Source organism: Paenibacillus sp. P32E, from assembly GCF_001909085.1.
GTDB lineage: Bacteria > Bacillota > Bacilli > Paenibacillales > Paenibacillaceae > Paenibacillus_AQ > Paenibacillus_AQ helianthi.
In genome coordinates, this window is the sequence record NZ_LVYY01000002.1 from 41,184 (window position 1) to 61,704 (window position 20,521).

7 protein-coding genes are annotated in these 20,521 nt (G+C 52.2%); 2 read left to right on the forward strand and 5 right to left on the reverse strand.

Annotation, left to right across the window (positions count from 1 at the left end):
• Positions 1-18: 18 nt before the first annotated feature.
• Genes A3848_RS02470 through fabD form a run of 3 tightly spaced genes read right to left on the reverse strand, consistent with a single transcriptional unit; the run spans position 19 to position 15,767 of the window.
• Positions 19-11,931, reverse strand: a complete 11,913-nt coding sequence (locus A3848_RS02470; protein WP_074083380.1) for a non-ribosomal peptide synthetase — start codon at positions 11,929-11,931, stop codon at positions 19-21.
• Positions 11,932-11,953: 22 nt separating this feature from the next.
• A complete protein-coding gene (locus A3848_RS02475; RefSeq protein ID WP_074083381.1) occupies positions 11,954-14,551 on the reverse strand; it encodes a non-ribosomal peptide synthetase in 2,598 nt (865 codons plus the stop codon).
• On the reverse strand, positions 14,535-15,767 hold the full coding sequence (fabD, locus tag A3848_RS02480) for an ACP S-malonyltransferase (protein WP_178381888.1): 1,233 nt from the start codon (positions 15,765-15,767) through the stop codon (positions 14,535-14,537). Before fabD ends, A3848_RS02475 begins: the two co-directional genes overlap by 17 nt.
• Positions 15,768-16,065: 298 nt before the next feature.
• On the opposite strand from fabD, the gene A3848_RS02485 reads away from it, so the two are divergent.
• Entirely contained in the window at positions 16,066-16,716 is a 651-nt protein-coding gene (locus A3848_RS02485) for a TetR/AcrR family transcriptional regulator (protein ID WP_074083382.1), read from the forward strand.
• A 20-nt stretch (positions 16,717-16,736) separates the two neighbouring features.
• The gene (locus A3848_RS02490; RefSeq protein WP_256702123.1) at positions 16,737-17,993 is read left to right on the forward strand and encodes an MFS transporter; all 1,257 of its coding nucleotides are present in this window, start codon (positions 16,737-16,739) and stop codon (positions 17,991-17,993) included.
• Between the two features lie 442 nt (positions 17,994-18,435).
• Here the strand turns inward: A3848_RS02490 and A3848_RS02495 are convergent, their stop codons facing one another.
• Both A3848_RS02495 and A3848_RS02500 read right to left on the reverse strand, forming a co-directional pair.
• The gene (locus A3848_RS02495) at positions 18,436-19,083 is read right to left on the reverse strand and encodes a FusB/FusC family EF-G-binding protein (protein WP_074083383.1); all 648 of its coding nucleotides are present in this window, start codon (positions 19,081-19,083) and stop codon (positions 18,436-18,438) included.
• Positions 19,084-19,388: 305 nt separating this feature from the next.
• Positions 19,389-20,516 (reverse strand): NAD(P)/FAD-dependent oxidoreductase, encoded by a 1,128-nt coding sequence (locus A3848_RS02500; RefSeq protein WP_074083384.1) that lies wholly within the window; start codon positions 20,514-20,516, stop codon positions 19,389-19,391.
• Positions 20,517-20,521 lie beyond the last annotated feature (5 nt).

Here is a 20,521-nt window from a genome sequence, read left to right on the forward strand (position 1 = left end):
TCCCCCTTGGCACATGGCTCAAAAATGAAATTCAATGGCGGTTCCGGTTTTTTCCATCCCATCGGTAGCTTCTTCAAGCGCAATCTCACTCAGCGGAATTTCGGGATTATCGGCGATCCGGCAAAGAACGGCGATGAAGCAGGCAAGCACATCCTCCAGTTCCAGTGCATCAAAAACCGTCCGGTTGTAGACAAAACGAATCAGAATGTCCTCCTGCGGCTCTACAATGACGTTAAAATCATAGTTGGTATGTTCAAACCATTCGTATCCCGCCATTTCCAGCCCCCGGGGAAGATCGAGCTGCAGCGGGTAATTCTCAAAGACAAGCACATGATCGAGACCGACGCCCCCTCCCGCATTCTGGATAGCCGACAGAGGAAGATACGAATTGGGCTCCCTGTCCAGCATATCTCTTTGAAGGCCCAGCGCCAGTTCGAGAAAGGTCTGAGCACCGGCCTTTACCCGTACGGGGACCGTGTTGATGAATAGCCCCATCATTTCGTCGATATCCTTCACTTCTGGACTTCTCCCGGATACAACCGCGCCGAACACCACGTCATCGGTATCGTTCAGCTTGTGCAGCACCGTTCCCCAGGCGGCCTGAATCAGAATATTCAGCGTAACACTCCGTTCCGCGGACAGCTTAATCAGCCTATCCCGAAGATCATCGGCCAGAGTACGGGTCAGCTCGCCATGATCATAGGAGCTTTCACCTTCATCAATATCCCTCGGCAGCAGAGGGGCTCCCCTATAGCCTGACAAATATGACCTCCAGTATCCCTCAGCGGCTGTCCGGTCTCTGCTCTCGACCCATCTTATATACTCGCCGTAAGCGGGTGCATGAATCATTCGTGGCTGATCTCCCGAGTCCAGAGCAGAGTACAGACTAAGCAGCTCCCGCATAATCATGCCGACGCTCCAGCCGTCGAGGAGAATATGATGGAAGCTCCAAACTATGCAGTATTCTTCCTCATCGGTCCGGATCAGCGAGACCCGCAGCGGTATATCGCCCAGCAGATCAAAGCGTTTGTCCCTGTCCTGCGTTAAGTAAAGGTTCAGTTCTCGCGTTCCGCCCCTCTCTCCGGCTATCGTCCAATCCTCGTAACGGAAAGGAACATCCCAGGATTCCGCCACCGTCTGCAATGGACGATCCAGACGCCAAACAGCAAAGCTCGTGCGAAGGATGTCATGCCGGTCCGACACAGTCTGGAAGCAGCGCTTGAGCAATTCTGGGTTCATCGGTCCCCTGAAGCGGATGACGCACTGCTCAAAGTAAGCTTCCGAATCCGGGTAGCGCAGGTGATGAAACAGCATGCTCTCCTGCATCGGGGACAGCGGATACACCTTCTGAATATCGGCCCTGGAATCTGCCATTAAGGCAGTAAGCTCCCCGGGAGGCACGAGGTCGCAGTACTCCGGCGCAGGCCCCATAAGTCCGGTCTGCCCACTGTATGAGATAACCCTATCAATCCCGGAAAGAAAACCTTGCAGGAAACGCTGTATCGTCCCCTCACCATACTCGAATCTGTTATACTCCACCTCAACGGTCAACCGATTATCGGTGAGAAGCGCGTTGACTGCGATGGAGAATGGCCGTTCCGAATCCGGACTTTCCGTTCCATTCAAGGGAAGCTCGGCCAATCTGAACAGATCGCGGTAGGCTTCGTCATTCATCTCCCCGAGATAATTAAAGCTGATGGCGGGACGAATGCGCAGTGCCTCCCTGCCTGCGCCGGGCTCCTCCTGCAGTAAATATTTGAGCACATTATAGCCCGCACCCCTGTGAGGAATCCCGCGCAGCGCATGGTTCAGGAGCACGGCATACTGATCAGGAGCTCCTGCGGCGGCGGTGTCAAGATACACGGGATAATGAGAGGTGAACCAGCCCACAGTCCGTGAATAATCGGGATGACCGCCGAACGGCTCTCTTCCGTGACCTTCCATATTAATCCAGGCTCCGTCCATAATGCCCAGGTTGCCCAAGGTGTGGCCCAGTGCTGCTAGAAGCAGGACGGCCGTGTCAGAACGGTAGTGTCCCTTTGCCACTTCAAGCAGTGCGGATGTGGCCGTTCCCGTGAAATTCAGGCTGCGGGCAACCGCATCCCGCACCGTACCATTACCGACATCCGTGTCCTTGGGAATGAGCGAAGCGGGCAGAAGGGATTGCTTCTCCCAGTACTGCAATTCACGGGTCTGCAACCCGCTTGAAGCATAATCAATCAGCGCTTTGGTATACAATTTGTAAGAGTCCGTTTTCACCGGCAGCTTCGGCTCGATTCCCTGCCGGAGCGCCGAGTAGATGTCGTGAAAGTCATCCAACAGAATTCTCCACGAAACCGCGTCGATCACGAGGTGATGGATCACAAGGGTCACTTCATCTGCGTCTTTACTTCTGAACAGCCCGGCCTGAACTAGCGGCCCGTTCTCCAGATTAATGGACCGGTGCATATCCAGAATCATCCGGTCGCGTGCCGTGCCTGCTGCCTCCACACCCATATCGGTTCCATCGACGAACCGGTAGGCGAAGGCCTGCTGCTCCGCTCCATTGCAGTGCTGCTTGATCCCGCCGCCGGAAGCTCGGACGTATGACATTCTCAGCGCGTCATGGTAACGCACCAGCCGGGCTAGCGTTTCCTTGACCTTGTGCCCGTCAAACCGTACGGTTCCAGCCAGTGTCAAGCTCTGGTTCCAGTGATTCATCTCCGCGAAATGCTGGTCGAAAAACCACTGTTGAATCGGGGCCAGGGGAACCTCCCCCTCCAGCGAAAGCTGTGCTGGCGCCGCTGTCCTTTCGCTCAGACGGACAGCAAGCCGTGATATTCTCCGGACGGTCTGTCCGCGCAGAATATCGCCGACCTCCAGCCGAATGCCCCTTTTTTTCAATTGTGCTGAAATCTGTATGGCTTTGATCGAATCTCCGCCCAGCCTGATAAACTCCTCGTCGATATGGGCATCCGGGACTCTGAGAATGTCACGCCAGACTTCCATCAGCTCCGCTTCGAGGGAATGCTCTTGGAAGGCGGGTTCGTTTCCACCACCTGGCTTGCGCGCTGATTCTGGCAGCTTCCTATAGTCCACCTTGCCATTTGCAGACAGTGGAAGCCGGTCCATCCGGATGTATTCTGCAGGAAGCATGTACGAAGGAATCTTCGCGGAAAGGTAAGCATCCAGCCCTTCAGCCTCCAACTCATCTTCCGCTGTATAGTAGGCGCAAAGGCGTTTCTCACCGCTTGCTCTCGTTTTGGCAGCTACCGCTGCCTCACGGATGTGAGGATGACCCAGCAGAAGGTTCTGGATTTCACCGGTTTCGATGCGATAGCCCCTGATCTTGACCTGCTCATCCAATCTGCCCATATACGCCATGCCGCCCTCGGGCAGCCAGCGGACCAGATCGCCGGTTCTGTACACTCTCTGCGGCTCTCCAAACATTCCGGCGACAAATTTCTCCTTCGTCAACTCAGGACTATTCAAATACCCGCGGGCTACACCGGCTCCGGCGATGCATAGCTCACCCGGAAGATGCTTGGCCTGAAGTCTGCCCGAAGAGTCGGCTATATAGAGCCTTATATTGTCGATCGGCAAGCCGATCGGCACTTGATTTCGCACATCCCTTGGCTCATACCGTTTGATCATGCAGCCTACTACCGTTTCCGTAGGTCCGTATTCGTTGTACACTTCGGTGTCGGGGCCGAAGAGACCCACAATTTCCGCGGCAGCGGTCGTCTCCAATGCTTCTCCGCCGACAATAAAACGTCTCAGGCCAGAACGTTCCGTCTTGTATAAGTGGAGCAGCTTCAAATGGGAAGGCGTCAATTTGATGATCCCCGCCTCGCCGTCCTCAATGATCCGCCCAAGCGCCGTCTCCACATTTTCCGGGTAGATCACTATCCGGTTGCCGGACAGCAGCGGTGTAAACATCGAGGTGACTGTCAGATCAAATGATATGGAGGAATACAGAGAAAAAGTGAGTTCCTCGCCTCGCACATACATCTGATCGGCCCACCAGATATAATGGGTCAGACCCCTGTGCTCGACCATCACCCCTTTGGGCTTGCCTGTTGAACCGGAAGTGTAAATGATATAGGCTAGATTGTCCGCACTGGCTGCGGGCTCCGGATTGTCGACCGGCCCACTGCTTTCGGAAATGCCATCCGTTGCCCTGATAATATCCCCTTTGTATCCGGTCAATTCTTCGTATTCTCCATCCGTGATCACCCATTGCGCCCCGCTGTCGGACAGAATATAGGCGATCCGCTCTTTCGGGTAGGAAGGATCGATCGGTACGTAGCAACCGCCGGCTTTCCAAATTCCGAGTATCGCCGCGATCAACTCCGGGGATCGGCGCATCACAAGTCCAACCGCGGCATCCGGTCCGACTTCCTTATTCTTCAAAAGGGACGCCAGACGGTTCGCGTCAGCGTTCAGCCGGGCGTAGGTGAGATGCTCTCCTTCACACGAGATCGCGATGGCCAGCGGCGTTCGCAGCGCCTGCTCCTCGAACAGCCTGAACACCGGCTTGTTCTCTGGATATTGGGCTGCTGTGTCATTGAATCCGTGCTGGAGATGCTCCCTCTCCACCGGAGACAACAGTCCGATCTCGGACAACGGAATATATGGATTCGCGGCAACCGTACCAAGTATCGTGAGCAAATGACCGCCCATAGCTTCAATCGAGGCGGGATGGAACAATGCCGTGCAGTACTCCAAATGTAGGCTCATTCCGTCTGGCGTCTCCACCGCTTCCAGAGTCAGATCGAACTTGGCGGTGCGGCTTTTGCATTCCGCCGCTGTAAAGACGGCGCTGCCGCCCGCCATGGTCAGCGGTTCAAGCGCTTCATGCTGAAATACATACATCACATCAAACAGCGGATTCCGGCTCATATCCCGGTCATCGTTCAGTCGGGGAAGCAGCCGCTCCAGCGGGAACTCCTGATGCTCGAACGCTTGAATCGAGCCGGCCTGCACCGCTTGAACCAGCTCGGCGAATACATTGTCCGGGGATACGCGATTCCGGAGAGGAATCGTATGGACGAACATGCCGGGAACGCGCTCAATATCGGGATGGACCCGCCCGGATACCGACGTTCCGACCATGATGTCCTCCTGATTGGCGTATTTGGATAGCAGCACACAATAAGCGGCCAGCAAATAGTTGTACATGGTAATCCCGTTAGTCGAGGCGAATTCCCTGATGCTCTTCAGTGATTCATGGGCAAGACTGAAGGAATAGCGTTCTCCTTCAAAACTGCGGACAGCGGGCCGAGGGTAATCCGTCGTCCAATCAAGCCGGGGGATGTCGCCTTGAAGCTGACGGCTCCAGTATTTTTCCCCTTCCCGCATGTAACCGGCTCCGATTCTACCAAGCTGCCACTGGGTGTAATCCTTGAAATGAATCTTCATATCCGGCAGGCTTTCCCCGGAATACACCCGGATCAGTTCATCAAAGATCATATTGGCCGATATCCCGTCCGCAATCATATGATGCATGTCCAGAAGCAGATATTGCCTGCCGCCTGTCTCCCCTCGCCACGCTTCTATCCGCAATAAAGGCGCAGACTCCAGATCAAATGGCTTGACAGTGTCCAAAATCGACGCCACGTCCCCTGAACGAACCAGCGTATGGACGACAATGTCGATGGATAGTTTTGCATGAATCTGTTGTACAGGTTCATTGTCCTCTAGGTGAAAGGAAGTCCGCAGGCTTTCGTGCCTTTGGATCAATTCATTGGCGGCCTGCTTCAAGCGATTGAGGTCCAGCTCCCCTTCGACTGTAATCAGGCCGGTGACATTGTACGCCGTTCCGGCGCCGCCAAGCTGCTCAACTGCGAATATGGAACGCTGTGCCGCGGACTGCGGATAGTATGTTGCCATTTCCGCCTTTGGAATCTGCGCGGCTCCGGTTTTCGGTTTGTTGTCCAATACTTCGGCCAATTCCGCGATCGTCGTATGTTGGAACAGCAGGCTTAATGGAATCACATTGCCGAGCTCAGCCTGCAGCTTGGCGGCAATAATGGTGGCGGCAAGCGAATTGCCACCCAGTTCAAAAAAATGATCGGTTATACCGATATACCTGCGCTTTAAAACATCCTGCCACAATCGGTGCAGCAGCTTCTCCATGTCTGTAACGGGAACGGCGGGAGATTTGACCGGCTCGGCGTTTACAGTGGACAACGATTCATAATCCACACCTCCGGATTTCTTGGGCAAAGGTCCTGAGACTTTTACCCAGCTGGCCGGAATTAGTGAATCCGGCAACACCGAAGCCGCGTATTCTCGTCTTTCGCGATCATCCGGTTCATTCCCGCTGACTGCTTCATAGTAAGCAACCAGCCGAACAGCGCCATGGACGTCAGACTCAAGCGCAACCGCAACGGCAGAAAACCACGGAAGCCGCTCCAGTTGAGCCTCCAACTGATCGAGATGTACGCGGAATCCGCTTACACAGACAAGCCGCTCCATACGGCCAAGCAGGCGAATGTGTCCTTCTGCCCCGCGCACCGCCGCTATTTCTGTGGCATGTCCTTCACTGGTTTCTCCGTCTGCCCTCAAGTATAGTCGGCCCGGAACCCCCGGCAGACAGGGAACGCCGGTTCCGTCCGCTACGAAGCCGGTTCCGTCCAAGTCGAACGTTTCGTCGAGCAACCCTGGCAGCGGAAGCTCCAGTATTCCGCATTCTGTTTCCGTAGAATCAGGCAATCCATACAGCCGGAGCTCTTTCCCGTCATCGGCAAAAATGTCTTCAAGCAGACGGCAGTAGGTAATCAGCCAGGCATCTGCGTCTTCATCGGCGCATACACCGTTCTCATAGTCCAATTCGAGAACTAGTTCCCGCTCCAGATCCAGAACATTCAGGCTTACAGGGTATTTGACTGCATCCGCCGGAGCCGACTCCAGCGTCGCTTCCAGATCTCCGAACTGAAATACCGAAGGCTTGTCAAAGTTGAAAATCGTGCGGATGGACGGAAGAAACACCGCCGCCCCCTTTATGCCTAGTTCTTTGACGATATCTGCATATGAGCACTGCTGATGATCCAACATTTCAAGCAGCTCTTTCTTCATCAGGGACAGGTATGAGGCAAAGCTTGCTGATTTCGGAAGCTTGCTTGAAAAAGGAAGCAGATTAACACACTGGCCGACCAAATGCGCGGCGCCCATCTGGAGCTGGCCGGATGTCGGAATGCCGATCGTGATATCCTGAAGACCCGAAATTCTGGATAACAAGACATTATAGGTTGCGAGCATGAGCATGTACAACGAAGTTCCGTTTTGTCTGCAGTATGCTTTCAGATCTGCGGTCAACCGCGAATCGATAACCTTACGGATTCTTCTTCCCAGTCGCGCGGATGTATTGCCCAGACCGTTCGATGCGGGAAAGATCAAATCCGTAACGGGAGCTGACAGCTTGGCGGACCAGTACTCCCGGGCACGGAGTGATTCCTCTGAAGAAATCCGGCGCTGCCAATCCGCGAAAGCAGAGAACGGCACAGCTTCCGCTACCCGATAGCGGTCCTGCTCCGTGTAGTATCCGGAAATTTCCTCCAAAATCCGGATAAATGACCATCCGTCTGCCACGATATGATGGGCCTGAACAACAAACATGTGATCTTGCTTGCCGACATGAAGCAGTCCGAACCGGATTAATGGGTCCGTTGACAAATCGAAAGCTTCCGCCGTCTCTGGCAGCAAGGGGGTCGGAAGCTCACCGGACCTATCATCCACATCGGCTTCATAGAGCGCGTAGCGCGAAAGAACGTCTCCAAAAGGTTCCGTATATTGAACGCTTCCGTCTTCGGCGAACCGCGTTCTCAGCATGCCGTGTCTTCGAATCACTTGATGTATAGCAGTCTGCAGCCGGCCCGCATTCACGTTTCCCCGCAGTCTCAGAATGGCCGTTTCCGTGTAGGCCGCCGATATCTCCGGCTTCATCCGCGAGACGAACCAAAGCTGCCGTTGTTCTTCCGTAAGCGGCAAGATCTGGGTCTCCATGGAGTCTTTGGACTGCTCCGGATGTTCCTGTCCGCTTCCAGGTGAGGGTGACGGCGGAAGAAAACCTGCATTCCGCAGCTCTTCTATGCTGGCTTTGACAGCACCTATAATCCTCTCAACGTCCCCCATCGTATGTGCGGTTGACAGAAAGCAGTTCCGGCCTTCCCAGATATAAACGCCCTTTTCAATCAACAAATAATAAAGCAGCTCCAAATCGGTCTTTTGGACAAACCGGAATAAAGAGCCGAAACGGGCAATGTGAAGCGGCAGCTGTTCTTCTTTAAAATAAACGTTAAGGGTATCGACCAGTACAGCCGTCTTCCGGTTCACTTCCTCCTGCAGGGCGGGACCATCCTCCTGCAGCCGCCGCAATACTGCTAATGCAGCATTCATGGTTAGAGGATGCTGGCAAAAGGTTCCCGCCACGAAGGTCCTCCGCTCTTCATGCGGGGGAAATGTACCGTTGCCGAAGGCCCACATGCCGCCGTCAATGCAGTCCAAATATTGAGGTTTGCCCGCGACAATGCCGATCGGCAGCCCTCCGCCAATAATTTTGCCGTACACCGCCATATCGGCTTCTACGCCGAACCAAGCCTGTGCCCCTCCCGGATGGATTCGAAAGCCGGTAATGACTTCATCGAAGATAAGGGCGATTCCGTGCCGGGCAGTCAGGGCGCGGAGTTGCTTCAGGAACTCGGCAGGCTGCACGTCCGGTTTTCGGCTCTGCACCGGTTCGACCAGAACCGCGGCCAGTTCTCCCGCCCGCTTCTCGATGATGCGCAGCGATTCGGGATGGTCATAGTTCAGCACGATAACGTCATCGATCATGCCGGCCGGTATGCCCGGAGCAATCGGTGTTCCAGCACCGTCCGTACCGGAGCTCATCGTCAGCACACCGTCAAAGGTGCCGTGATAGGAGCCCGAGAAAATGGCGATTTTGGACCTTCCCGTTCCGGCACGAGCCAGACGTAGGGCGACCATAACCGCTTCTGTTCCTGAATTGAAGAAGGCGGCCCGGTCCATACCGGTTAAATCGCGCAAAGCGGATGCCACTTGACCCGCTGTGTCATTAATCGGTCCGATGCACATTCCCTTCTCCAGGGCTCTGTCCACTGCTTCATTGATAAAGGAGGAATTATGCCCAAATAAATTCACGCCAAAGCCCATCGTCAGGTCAATATACTCGTTACCGTCGATATCCCGGATGGACGAGCCTTCGGCACGATCCACTACAATCTGGTATACGATATCCTTCCAGTAAGGTCTAAACCCGGCTACGTTCCGGTTGTTGGCGACAACCTCGCGATATGCCTGCGTATGGAGCTGTGACTTCTTCGTCTTCTCCGTATATCTAACGATAAATTCATCGATAAACCGCTGCTGGGGCAAAGTAAAACCCGACTTTACCGACGTCTCAATCTTCTGGTATGGCACATAGGAGCGGTCCTGGGAACGGGCAGACAACGGCATAGCCGGCTCCTGTTGTCTTTCCGTCTGGTGATTGATGATGACTGCTTCGCTTTCAGCCTTCTTCGCGGCGATATGAAGCACCGGGGCCGGAATAGGACTCGGCTTAGTGGATGAACGGTTCTCCATCATGAGGAGCTGCCGGGCCATAAGGTCCAGCTGCTTATGGATGATTCCCTCCATTCCCGCCAGCATCCCGGCATCCTGTTCGACTGGATATTCCCTGCTCTCATTCTCATCCACCGCAAGCGCACTAGCCGTCTCCTGCACCGCCTTTTCATCCCGCAGCTCGGTTACCGGCATCGGAAGTTCCGGGGACAGTCCGGCTATATATCGTCCCACATCCGATACCGTAGATAGTTCCTCGAAGAAAAGCCGTAACGGAATATCGATACCGAACCGCTCCTTTATGGCATGCCTTGCATTTACCAGCATGATGGAATCCAGACCCATTTCCATAAAGCTTATATCGCTTCTAATGTTTTCATGTCCGTATCCGGAAATGTCGGCGATAATTCCGCGTACCGCCTCTGTAACAGAATGGTTGTGATCCGTTTGACTGATGACCGTCATTCCCTGAACAACCTCCTTGTTCTCCGTCTTGCCTTCGACAGCGTTACCTGAAGTGTTCGCTTCGGAAAAGGCTGTCCAGTGCCTGAGTTTGTCAAATGCATAGGTCGGCGCCGACACGACTCTTCTGCTCCTTCCAGCATGCAGATTATTCCAATCGACCATGCCGCCGCTGGCATAGCGGTATGCTGCTTGCCGCCAGAAGTCGTCCTTGAGTTGTTCGAGGTCACATTCCTTCTTTTCACCCGGATCCGGTTTATTCTCCGTTTCCGGCCCGCCGAACCAGATGCCTACCTCCAGTTCGCCGCACGTACAGGAGAAAGACTCATACCTTAGTCCAGCCAGTTTCTCTCTCAGCTCTTGCGGGTCCCGCGCCACAACGGCCAGCCTGTATTCATAATGCCCTCTCCCAATATTCGTGGTGTAGCAGATGTCCCTGAAAGAGTCCGGATCAGCCGTGATCAAGAAGAGACGGTATTTCTCAATCAATGAACGCAGTGATGTCACTGATTTGGCTGACAGGGTCAAGATCGCCGGCTGGTCTTCATCAATCGGCAACAGACGGTGCCGCGTATTCTCCCGGGCTTCCTCCAGAATGACGTGACAGTTTGTTCCGCTCATTCCGAACGAACTGACGCCGCATCTTCGGACTTCTTCACTCCTCTTCCATTCGGCCAGGTCAGCATTGACATATACAGGTGATTGCTGAAAGTTGATTCGGGAGTTGGGTCTTTCAAAATGGATGGACGGCGGGATCTGCTCCCGGTGCAGAGCCAGCGCCGACTTGATCAGACTAACGATCCCCGCCGCATGATACAAATGCCCGATGTTGGGCTTCAGCGAACCGATGGCGCAGAATTGTCTCCTGTCCGTGTACGTTTGAAAAGCGTTCTGAATGGCATGGACCTCGATGGGATCACCAATAGGGGTCCCCGTACCATGGGTTTCAATATAAGATATTGATACCGGATCGATGCCGGCCCTTTCCCATGCGCTGATCAGCAGTCGCTCCTGAGCCGCCATATTCGGTGCTGTAATGCCTATGGACTTCCCATCCTGATTGGAGACGCTGCTCTTGATCACTGCATAGACAAGATCATTGTCGGCGATGGCTCTGGACAAAGGCTTAAGTAACACCGCTCCCATTCCCTCTCCCCTGACCGTGCCGTCCGCATCTTCATCAAATGCCTTCACAGTCGATGAAGACGATTCGATTCCGATCTTGGGCTGGTGACCGGACAGATTGACCATTAATTGAATGCCTCCGGCAATGGCCATGTCGCACTCCCGCAGTGCCAAAGACTGGCAAGCGAGATGAACGGCCAGAAGGGATGAGGAACAAGCCGTGTCAACGACCAGACTAGGGCCTGTCAAATCCAGCAGGTAAGATATTCGGCTGGCAATGATAGGCGGCAGGTTGCCGGCCGCAGCCGCCGAGAGAAGATTAGGGTTCGTGGTGGCAATCATTTGTTTATACTCGTGTTCATGCCCGGAGCCGACATAAACTCCGGTTCGGCTGCCCTTCAGCCTGTCTCCTCCGTATCCCGCATCTTCAATTGCGCTCCATGCTGTTTCGAGAAACAGCCTTTGATACGGGTCCATTAAATCGGCTTCTTTAGGAGGAACACGGAAGAACAGCGAGTCAAAGGTATCCACTTCCGCCAAATACCCTCCCCGCGGTGGAGGATCTAGGGACAGGCGGAGACCTCCGGCCTCCAGCCTAGATGGCGGCGCTTCTCCGATCCATTCCTCGCCCCGGCAAAGATTGCTCCAAAACTGATCCAGCGTATCGGCTCCAGGCACCTTCACCGCCATTCCGATAATCGCTATATCCCGTCCCGACAGTTCCTCAATTGCAGGCGGCGCGCTTCTTTCTTTCCCCATCCGAGACAGCAAATTCTTCTTCATCGCTAGTCCTCTCCCTTCCGTATTATTGCGGTGCCGTTTCGGCGGCCATAATATCCAGGCTCAGCAGGGATTCCAATGCGTCAGCAAAAGACAGAAACAGCTCGCGCATCCGGGGTCCATTCATTCTTGCGGCGTTGTATCCAAAGGTAAACACAGCTGTACCGGGAGCTTCTTCCCACTCGAGCATCATATCGAAATGGTCCGGCAGACCGCCTTGCTGTGGCCTCCATTCCTTTCTGCCCAGGTAGCATAGTGCCTGACCTTCCTTCGGACGGGCGACCTCTTTGCCAATATCACCGATATGGTACAGGAGGGCCTCCCCCGGATTTTTCTTCACGTTGGCTAAATCGAGTAGTTCCTCGATGGTATCAATGGCGGCAAAATCGACGCAAAAGGGAATGACCCATCCGGGTCCGTCCATCATGGTATGAACAACCACTTTCGATTCTGTGCAGATTTCATACAGAGTGTTAGCCAGCAAAGCCAGATATACCGCCTCTTCTGCGACCCGACGATTCAGACATAATGACCGCAACCGATTTCGATCCGTTCCTGATAAGTTCATTCGGTACTGGTTCTCCGCCCCGTTCTCCGCCGCTTGGAAATATTGAGGAGAAAGGTGCACTGTCTCCATATGAAACCGGGTCTGCTTAGGCTCGTGTGAGCCCGATATCAGCCGGGACAGCAAGGTTACCGAGGGAGAACCAAAAATATCGGTCAGCGTAATGACGCCTGGATAAAGCTCCTCGATCCGCTCGAACAATTGCACAACCAGCATAGACGTGCCTCCGAGTTCAAAGAAGCTGTCCTCGAGATCAAAGCGCTCTCTTCCCAGAAGGTCGCTCCATACCCGGAACAACGCTTGCTCAATTTCGCCATCCGGTTTCCTTCTCGTTAAAGCGGCTGCGACCTCCTGATCCCGCTGCAGACGGGCCAGTTCAGATTCAATCTCACGATAGGTGCCTTCCTTGTATTTCGCAGCATATTTGTATCTTTGCAGCTTGCCGCTGGTTGTCTGGTATAACTTGTGAACCGGAAGGATAACAGAGATCTGTAGACCCAACACGCGGTTCAGATGTCTGCGTATCTGTTCGGAAACCGTCAGAAATTCTTCGGGCTTGTCCCTAAACTGTACGAATAATGCTGCTTCCTCGGTACCTGTCCTTTCATTGTAGATTCCACATGCGACCATTCTTTTGACTTTTAAATCCGCACACTCTTCCGCGATTCGCTCAATATCATGGGGGAAATAATTGGACCCGTTGATAAAAATGATATCTTTAGTTCTTCCGGTTACGGTCAGTCGGCCCTCTACCAGAAATCCCAAGTCTCCTGTTCGGGCCCAGCCGTCGGATGTGAACAGCTTCTCTGTGGCCTCCGCGTTGTTATAGTATCCCGATGTCACATTGTCTCCGGCGATCTGGATATGGCCTACAGTGCCTTCCGGCAGCGGGTGGTCCAGATCATCGCATATCCTTACACGGCAATCCTGTATGGGTGTTCCCGTTCCGGCCAGCGCCAAGGTGTCACCCTGACCATCACCGGGTAGAAAAACCGCTGAATCTCCAACCCGCAAAAAATCCCTTCGCACATAATAGGTTCTAAAAGACTCGTCCTGTTCCTGAATGCATACGCCGACACAGGCTTCGGCCATTCCGTAGCCCATTTTAATTGCCTTTCTTTCAAGGCCATACGGGCTCAGTTCTTCGAGAAACTGTTCGCATACCCCGACATCGATCGGTTCGGCGCCGTTGACTATGGCATGGATGCGTGTCAGATCCCAAGCAAAATCTCGTTTCGATGCAGCTTTGTGGTAAGCGGTTAGGAAATATTTGAGCCCGAAATTTGGGGAAGCCAAAATCGTCGCTCCAACCTGGTCGGCTTTCTGCATCCAGAGAATCGGACGCCTGATGAACAGCCAGGTTGGCATGAGGTATTGGCTTGTCCCGCAGAATAATGGAAGGAGATGGAACATGATCATCCCCAGATCGTGAGTCAGCGGCATCCAGCTGAGAAAGGCATCCTCATCGCCGGCTCCAATACGTTCTTTCAGGGCCCGGATATTTGCCAGGAGATTGCTGTGGGTCAGCACCACTCCCTTGGGGTCGCCTGTGGTACCGGAAGAAAACTGGATAAAAGCGATATCTCCGGGCAACACCGCTCCGTTCTCACCGGATATTTTTTCCTCTGGCTGCTTCATTAGGTCTCCGATGGACAGTTGACGATCGACTGCATTCTCGAACCGGGACGCCCAATCTCCGAGTTTCTCAAAATGCTGTGGGTCCGAGACAATAAAAGGATTGTTCAGCACAGCTGCGATCCGGACGACCTTGGCAAGGTGTTCTTCATTATTACCTACCGATAACGGAACAGGAATGATACCGCCGAGAAGGCAAGCCCAGAAGACAATAAGAAATTCCCGGTTGTTGTCCAGCTGCAGGATAACTTCATCTCCGGCCCCTATCCCCTTCATTCTTAGGTGATGCAGAGTACCCATGGCGGACTCGTAGAGCTCGGGATAACTGCAAAATACACTCTCGAATTCACCTGAGATGAAGGTAATTCCCCGTTCCCCTCTGGCGGCTTCGCTTCTTAGCGCTTCGTTAAGCGTATTGTACATTCTGCACGTTTCCCCCTTCTTCAGCCAAACGGTTTAAGATGTCCACTCGTCGGATGGCAGGAGTCATCTTGACATCCAGAATCTTATCCAGGGCACCAACGGCCAGGCTCTTCCATCTCTCCGATTCGGCTTCTCCCTTTCGTGCTCCAGAGGCCATGCTTTCCAGTTCCCGAAACGGTTCTGCAATCTTGTTCATATAGTCAGAGGCGGTATCTATAACGTTATAATTTTTTGCACACAATGCGGCTTTAAGATAAGCATCGTAATCCGTTCCCGTGGCCACGCGGCTTCCGGCGCTGAGAAGATTCCTCCAGTCATCTTCCTGATCGGTCGACTGAATGATGCAAGAAATCGGCTTCTCTCTTCTCAGCATATTGCCCAGCACATTTCCGGGCCCAACTTCGATCATGCGCTCCGTTTCCCGCTTGAGAAGAAAGCGCATACAAGAATACCAATTCACAACAGAGACCATCTGTTCGGCTAATAATGCCGGAATGAAATTCTCATCCGGATAAGGATGAGCCGTCACATTCGACAATACCCAATGGCGCAAAGGCTGAAAGTGAATACGGGACAATTCAGCCGCAAACTTTGCAGCGCCCTCTTTCATTAGGGGGCTGTGAAAAGCGGCGCTCACGTTCAGTGGGACAACTCTTCCTCCGAGCAATGCAAGTTTTTCACTTATGCGGTTCAGGGAGCATTGAAGTCCCGAGATAACGGTCTGTCCGCCACCATTCAGGTTGGATACCGCAACGGTTCCACGAACGTCTGGCCGACCGCATTCCGCTTCAATGACGGAACTGTCCAGTCTGTGAACCGCCAGCATTCCGCCTTCTCCCTCTTGTTGCGACTCCTGCATCAACCGTCCCCTAAGGCGAACCAGGCGCACCGCATCAGTAAAAGCAAGAGCCCCGGATGCAGTCAGCGCGGATATTTCGCCAAGACTGTGGCCGGCGCAATAATACGGCTCAATGTCCAGATTCTCCAAGAGAACCCGATAAGCCGCGATGCTCACAGTAAGAATGCAGGGCTGTGCATTCTCGGTCCGCGTCAATTCTTCGAGGCTTCCGTCAAAGCAAAGACGGGATACATTGTAGCCCAGCGCATCAGAGGCTTCTTCAAATGTCCTTCGGGCCGTTTCAAACCGGACAAACAAAAATTTCCCCATCCCTACATACTGCGAACCTTGTCCTGGAAACAGCAGTGCCGTTTTCATAATCACATTCCCTTCAGATAAACTATTAATAGCGGATGTAATCATAGATGTAATCATGGATGTAATCATAGATGTGAGGTAAGACGGGGAAATCGGAAAAGCTGGAAACTAGCAGCAAGGGGAATATACTGGCGAATCAAATGGAATTTTAATACATTATAACAAGATAATCAAAAACATATCAATCATTATTATTTATAGATTATTACGTTATTTTTCGTTGCAAAATGAACAACATGTCATTAATATAATAAATGACACGCGGTTCATTTTGCGAAAACGGAAAGGAAGCAACGGAATGTCGCCTAAATTATCGAGCAGCCGAAAAGAATGGAGAAGCCTGCAAATCCTCGATGCGGCTAAGCGGGTTTTTGCCGAGAAGGGCTACGGGGCAGTCACACTAAAGGATATTATCGATGAAATCGGTATGAGTCGGGGCTGGATTTACTTGTACTATCAGACCAAGGATGAGATCTTCGAAGCTCTGTTGGACCATCAGGACATGGAGCATGATCGGTACCTAGAGATGATTCTGGAATCTTCGCCGTCCATTTGGGATGTAATTACTACGCTGTATTCGCAGCAGCTGCAAGACCTTCAGCAATCACCCAAAGGCGGATTAATGCCGGCCTTCTATGAATATTTCCTGATCGGATGGCGCGATGAGACACGCCGTGGACTGCTCCTCAACCGTTATGAACGGGGAATCGCCCAATTTGCAGAACTGCTTCAGACCGGAATTGACCGCGGTGAGTTTTTCCCTGTCATGGACGTTACGGACATCTCCAGACTAGCCGCTTCCTATCAGGAAGGCATTATGACCCATACCATCACTGTGGGTCTGGAGAAGGCGAACACCCGAATGCAGCTTGAGTCGCTCGTCCACTACTTGCAAGTTCTGCTCAAACCTGTGCTTATCAGAGAGCACCATAGGGAGGAAATTGAATGAGGACGCTCTTTCGCAATCCAATGTTCAACAAGTTATTCATTGCCGCTTTTGCCTCGCAGCTGGGCACCGTGGTGGGGAACATGGCATTCGCCTACTATCTGATCGACAGGTACAGCGAGCGGCCGGCTTTGGCCACTACAGCAGAGCTGATGTATTCTCTGCCCACCCTGGCGGTCTTCTGGATCGTCGGCGTCATCGCGGACCGGTTCGACCGCAAGAATATTGCCGCCTATAGCGACTGGATACGGGCGGGACTAACCTTGCTGCTGCTGCTGTTTGTTCATTTCAACGTGCTTTTCGCCTGTTTTTTGGTGCTATTTCTGCGTAGCTCGATATCCAAATTCTTCGGTCCTGCGGAAATGGGACTTCTGCAGGGCAGTATCGACCAGGACCAATATGTCCAGGCTTCGGGGCTGAATCAAATGGTGATGGGGCTGTTTATGCTCTTCGGCATGAGCCTGGGGGCTACGGCCTATCATTTTATTGGAATTGAAGGCGCCATCATCGTCGACGGACTAAGCTTTTTATTGTCCGGCCTGCTGCTTGCCTGGGGGGATTTCCCAGAACATGCCCGTACCCCCAACGGAAAAAACCGTATTCGTGAGCTCCGGTTCTCACTGCTGCTGAAGGATTTTTGGCAGGGCCTCCGCTATATTACAGGAAATCGACTGCTTATGGTTCTGATCAGCGGTTTTCTGTTCTTTGGCATTGTGAACGGCGTATTCGCCGTGCTTCCCATCTTCGCCATGAAATACAAGCTCAGTCCCGATAATTATGTCGTCCACTCTTCGCTGATTACCGTCTTTCTGGGCGTCGGCTTTCTGCTCGGCAGCGTCTTCGGCCCCCGGCTGATTCGCCGTTTCACAAGAGCGCCGATCCTGATTGCGGGTCTGTTCATCTCCAGCCTGCTCATTACGGGACTTGGGTTAACCGAAAGGATTGAAGTCTATTTTTTCCTTGTAATGCTGGCTGGAATCGCCATCGCGCCCATCAATATCGCGCTCGGCAGCTGGTTGCCAGAGCTTGTTCCTCCGCAGAATATGGGCCGTGTTAACGCCTTGATTGAGCCGGTAATGATGCTGGGCCATTCACTGGCTTTGGGGGGCATCGCGCTAGCCTTTCCGGCCTTGATCTCCGTCACCTGGCTTCACTACATACTTGGCTTTTGCACCATAGTGGTCAGTTTATTTTATCTGGCTGCACTACCACCGCTGGTCCGCAAGCGCATGATGAAGGTGACGTCGGAAGGGACAATCGCGGAAGGGGAGCGCGCATAATTATATTTTTCGTTCTGCCCACAACATAGAAGGGCCGGGGCTTGTCCCCGGCCTTGTTGCAGTCTATTCCCCCATTGGAAATTCATCTCTGGAGTTAGTTCTACCAGACTGTACATCGAATTGACCCTTAATTTCTATCAAACAATCTTGCCTCAAGTTTAATATGTCAATTAATAAAAGAATAATTGTTGCATACTGCTCATCAAGACTGTTAAGGTTTCTCAAAATCTGTTCCCAAACATAGTCAGAATACTTTAACGTGTAGCAGGCAAAAAAAATCGTACAGAATATAGGCCCTGCTTCATTAATGTATTTTCAAAATTAAAAGATTACGGGTTTTGGGTAGAAGTACTCTTTGTTTTTCACCTGAGAATCTCTTCAACCGTTGAACATAGATTTATACTAAAAAACGGCTGCCTCTAAAGGCAACCGCATCGATGAATTATTTACGAACGGAGACAATGAACTTTTCCAGCGAACTAGTATCGGTGATACTCTGATTACATGCATGGCCGTCCATACATACGTATTGGCCAATGGAAGAATATTGATCGGGCAAAGCACCCGCAGGCTTCGTCTTGACTGTTATGAACGCAAGCTCCTGATGCCGGTTGCAGAACATGCAATACCCTTTTTTGTGTGTCGGTGTTATTCTTCCCTCGATGCCGATGAACTGTCCTTCGAATGGATAGACCATGAATAATTTGTTCGTGGCGATGTCTACCCAGCTCAGATACGTGATATATCTAAAGTCGATGGATTGCAGATCAGGTACCTTCAACTTCTTATTCTTAGGGAAAAGCTTCTGAATCTGCTTCAGTGTAATCGGTGGAAATGGCTCCAGATAGGGTTCTAATGCAATAAGATAATTCTGAAATTCATGTGCTGTTTCCAAGCTCGATACTTGCTCCAGCTGGTGTTCCCGCTCTGTTGTCAGAGAAGAAAACGCTTCAATCATATTCACAGCTGTACGATATCTTACTGTTTTCAAGACACTCTGATCCGCGACGGATCGCAGTGTTTTCTGAAGAAATTCGGCTTGTTTCTTAATGACATTATATTGATGGTTTCTAATAAATGGTGTATTCATAGCTCTTCAGCCCCTTATTTTTGTTGAAAAAACATAAGGTGCAAAGCCCGTTATTAGAAACGATAAAGTCAAGTATGGGCGATCGGATCTTTCTCTTCTCTCGCCCTCACGCAAAGTATCGCCCCTGAATTAGGCTTTGCATGAGGTCTTCCTAGCTAATGAGCAATTCGGTTTTGCCATCAGTACAACCCCCTGTCAGATGAACACTTTACTGTAAGAAAGACAAGGAACATTTACAGCGTGAAGCTAATAACTTCTTATCTTTCGAAAAAAGTATAGCAGGGAATTCAGAAAGTCGCAATTCATCAGCCTTGATCTACTGCATTCCGGATATCATAATCACTTACGTCTATTTCCATTTCCCTTTCAAGAGCCATCCTCGCCAATTGCCTTCCCAAATAAGGGCCCATGGTTAACCCTGAAGCTCCGAGGCCATTTGCTGTAAGCAAACCTTCCCAGCCGGGCACATTCCCGATAACAGGAAGAAACCCAGGCGTAAAGGGGCGAAAACCGACTCTCGTCTCCAGAAATGTGCTGTTTGCTAAACCAGGTGCAAGATCGATCCCCTTATTCAGAATTTCCTGGATTCCGCCAGCAGTTATCCTGGTATCGTACCCTTCTATATCATTTTCGTGTGTCGATCCAATAACAATCCTACGTGATCCCATTGAAAGCAAATACTGATCATTTGGCGGAATAACTACTGGCCAGGCATCTGTGTCTTGACGGTCCGGAACCTCTAAGTGAACGATTTGAGCTTTTTGAAAATGGACTTTAAAATCAATGCCTAAAGGCTGCAGCAATAGATTGGCCCATGCACCCGCACATACAAGGATGAGATCAGCCGAAAAGTGTTGAGCTCCTACATTCACTCCGGTTACACGGTTTGCAAGATGTTCAAGCCTGGCCTCCCCGCTGACTATAACAGCCCCATTGTGCTGTGCCGACCGTATGAGAGCATCGCGAAGTGCACGACCATCTACCCGGGCGGCACCGCTGATATGAATGGAGGAATAATCTTCTGCCAGCAAAGGAAAAAGCTCACGGGTCTGTGTTGTGTTGAGCCGTGTAACATCTCCTATCTCCGGTGCATCTGTCTTTCGTAGTTTTGCCCGTTCCTCCATCTGTCCCAGTTTCATCATGTCATGATGTATACTAAGAGCACCTACCTGAGCATAGCCGGTATCAGTCTCCCCTTCGTCCCGAAGTTGTGCAATCAACTCCGGGTAATAACGGGCACCTGCTTTGGCGAGACGATACCAAGCCTGATTACGCCGCTGCGACAGCCAAGGACAGATAATGCCGGCAGCAGCATCGGTGGCCTGCCCTTTATCTTTGCGGTCAACGACCAGGACATCTGCCCCCATTTTGGCTAAGTGATAGGCGGTAGATGCCCCTAGAATTCCTGAGCCGATTACGATGACTTTCTTCATAAGTC

Excerpts from the sequence above, each read along its gene's own strand:
- A3848_RS02470 (WP_074083380.1), bottom strand. The coding sequence starts at position 11,931 with ATGAAGAAGAATTTGCTGTCTCGGATGGGGAAAGAAAGAAGCGCGCCG.
- A3848_RS02475 (WP_074083381.1), bottom strand. The coding sequence starts at position 14,551 with ATGTACAATACGCTTAACGAAGCGCTAAGAAGCGAAGCCGCCAGAGGG.
- fabD (WP_178381888.1), bottom strand. The coding sequence starts at position 15,767 with ATGAAAACGGCACTGCTGTTTCCAGGACAAGGTTCGCAGTATGTAGGG.
- A3848_RS02485 (WP_074083382.1), top strand. The coding sequence starts at position 16,066 with ATGTCGCCTAAATTATCGAGCAGCCGAAAAGAATGGAGAAGCCTGCAA.
- A3848_RS02490 (WP_256702123.1), top strand. The coding sequence starts at position 16,737 with ATGTTCAACAAGTTATTCATTGCCGCTTTTGCCTCGCAGCTGGGCACC.
- A3848_RS02495 (WP_074083383.1), bottom strand. The coding sequence starts at position 19,083 with ATGAATACACCATTTATTAGAAACCATCAATATAATGTCATTAAGAAA.
- A3848_RS02500 (WP_074083384.1), bottom strand. The coding sequence starts at position 20,516 with ATGAAGAAAGTCATCGTAATCGGCTCAGGAATTCTAGGGGCATCTACC.